The organism is Gordonia sp. UBA7860 (assembly GCF_002500165.1).
Taxonomy (GTDB): Bacteria; Actinomycetota; Actinomycetes; order Mycobacteriales; family Mycobacteriaceae; genus Gordonia; species Gordonia sputi.
The window spans coordinates 1-2394 of the sequence record NZ_DLSO01000098.1 but is presented as its reverse complement, the minus strand read 5'-3'; the positions used below and the strand labels follow the sequence as shown (position 1 = coordinate 2394).

The window sequence follows — 2394 nt, the reverse complement described above, 5'->3', positions numbered from 1 at the left end:
GAGGACGTTCTTCTGCAGCAGAGCGAAGAACGACTCCAACGCGGCGTTGTCCGCGCAGGCGCCGACCCTTCCCATCGACCCCGTCAGTTTGTGTCGGCGTAGTGCCTTGACGAACTTGTTCGAGCGGAACTGCGACCCACGGTCGGAGTGCACGATCGTGCCCGCGGGTTCGCGGCGCAGCATCGCGTTGTTCAGCGCCGTGACTGCCAGGGACGCCTTCATCCTCGAGTCGATGGAGTAGCCCACGATCCGGTTCGAGTACACGTCCTTGATCGCGCAGAGGTAGAGCTTGCCCTCGGCGGTCTTGTGCTCAGTGATGTCCGTCAGCCACAGTTCGTTCGGCGCGTCGGCGGTGAACACGTGTCGGGTCCTGCCGTGCTCGTCTACGACGGCGCAGAGGTCGTCGTGCACGGGAGGCCCCGACTTCCGGTGCTTGCCGCGCTTGGGCTTCCCGAACGCGCTGAACCAGCCGTTCGCTGAGGCGATCCGCCACGCGGTGCGGTCCGACATCGCCTCACCGTGGTCGCGGGCCTCGTCGGCGAGCAGCCGATGTCCGAACTCGGGGCCATCCTTCTGCGCGTCGAACAGCGCGTTCGCGCGATACGCCTCCACCACCTCGCTCTCGGTGATGGGGTCCGCCAGCCAGCGCGAAATGCACGCTGTTGAATTCGTAAGCCTTGCTCGTTCTACCTGCGACGGCGCCGAGCATACCAAGGCTCAGGGATCCTGTGAGCATAGTAGTGCCCCATAAGGTGGTGTAGCCCGCGGTGGCCGGCCTCGTCGTGAACGTGGGCGCGGTCACCGTGTGATCCTTCGAGAAAACTCTCACATCCCACTCGAAAGGCATCATCACGATGACCGCACCTCATATTGTCGACCCTGCCCGCCTGCTCGGTGAAGCCCTCGCCGATTCATCACCGGATCTGATGCGGCAGCTGCTGCAGACAATGATCAACGCGCTGCTGTCCGCCGACGCGGACGCCGTCGTCGGCGCCGAATGGGGCCAGCCCTCACCCGACCGGGTGACGCAGCGCAACGGCTACCGGCACCGCAACCTCGATACCCGGGTCGGCACCATCGACGTTCAGATCCCGAAACTGCGGCAAGGGACGTACTTCCCGGAATGGCTCCTCGAGCGCCGCAAACGCGCCGAGACCGCGCTGATCACGGTCGTCGCGGACTGCTACCTCGCGGGCGTCTCCACGCGTCGGATGGACAAGCTGGTCAAGACCCTCGGCATCCACTCGCTGTCAAAGTCGCAGGTGTCGCGGATGGCGGCCGAGCTCGACGAACACGTCGACCAGTTCCGACACCGACCCCTCGGCGACGCCGGCCCGTTCACGTTCGTCGCCGCCGACGCTCTCACCATGAAAGTCCGCGAAGGCGGCCGGGTCATCAACGCGGTCGTGCTGGTCGCGACCGGCGTCAACGCCGACGGGCGCCGGGAAGTCCTCGGGCTTCGGGTTGCGACATCGGAGACCGGGGCAGCATGGAACAGCTTCTTCGCCGACCTCGTCGCCCGCGGTCTGAGCGGGGTCCGCCTCGTCACCTCCGACGCGCACGCCGGGCTGGTGGAAGCCATCGCGGCGAACCTGCCCGGCGCGGTCTGGCAACGCTGCCGCACCCATTACGCCGCGAACCTGATGTCGGTGACGCCGAAGAGCATGTGGCCGGCGGTGAAGGCGATGCTGCACTCCGTCTATGACCAGCCCGACGCGGCATCCGTGAACGCCCAGTTCGACCGGCTCCTGGACTACGTCGACGGCAAGCTCCCCGACGCGCACGAGCACCTCGACACCGCCCGGGCGGACATCCTCGCATTCACCGGGTTCCCCGAAGGGCTCTGGCAACAGATCTGGTCCAACAACCCCAACGAACGCCTCAACCGAGAGATCCGCCGCCGCACCGACAGCGTCGGCATCTTCCCCAACCGTGACGCGATCACCCGCCTCGTCGGCGCCGTCCTCGCCGAGCAGACCGACGAATGGGCAGAAGGCCGCCGCTACCTCGGCCTCGACATCCTCGCCAAATCCCGCCTCACCCTCATCCCCGACACCGGAACCGAGGAGGTGAGCGACCCCGCCCTCGAGCTCAGCGCCTAACCGACACCAACAACTGAAGGATCACCAACGACTACACCACCTCCCGGGACTTGACCAAACCATGCGCACGGTGCGGTATCGCAACTCCGGACTGAACTTCACGGGCACCTTCTGGTGCACTCCGCGGGCGACGACGTCTAACGGGACTGGTCCACTTCGACGGTAGCTGGATCGAGCAGATCTAGCGAGTGGACCAGGAGGTGACCACCCAGGAGAACGACGAATCCCACGTGAGAAACCTGCTCTCACCTGGGCTTTTTGTCGGGATGACAGGATTTGAACCTGCGACCCC

1 protein-coding gene and 1 pseudogene are annotated in these 2394 nt (G+C 65.7%); one reads left to right on the top strand and one right to left on the bottom strand.

The window, feature by feature from the left end:
* Nucleotides 1-648 (bottom strand): annotated as a pseudogene (locus B3T59_RS12600) (IS3 family transposase); the annotation flags it as partial.
* Between the two features lie 206 nt (nt 649-854).
* Between B3T59_RS12600 and B3T59_RS12595 the strand changes: the two are divergent.
* Nucleotides 855-2102: an IS256 family transposase gene (locus B3T59_RS12595; protein WP_287003636.1), complete on the top strand. Its 1248-nt coding sequence runs from the start codon at nt 855-857 to the stop codon at nt 2100-2102.
* The last annotated feature ends 292 nt before the right edge of the window (nt 2103-2394 follow it).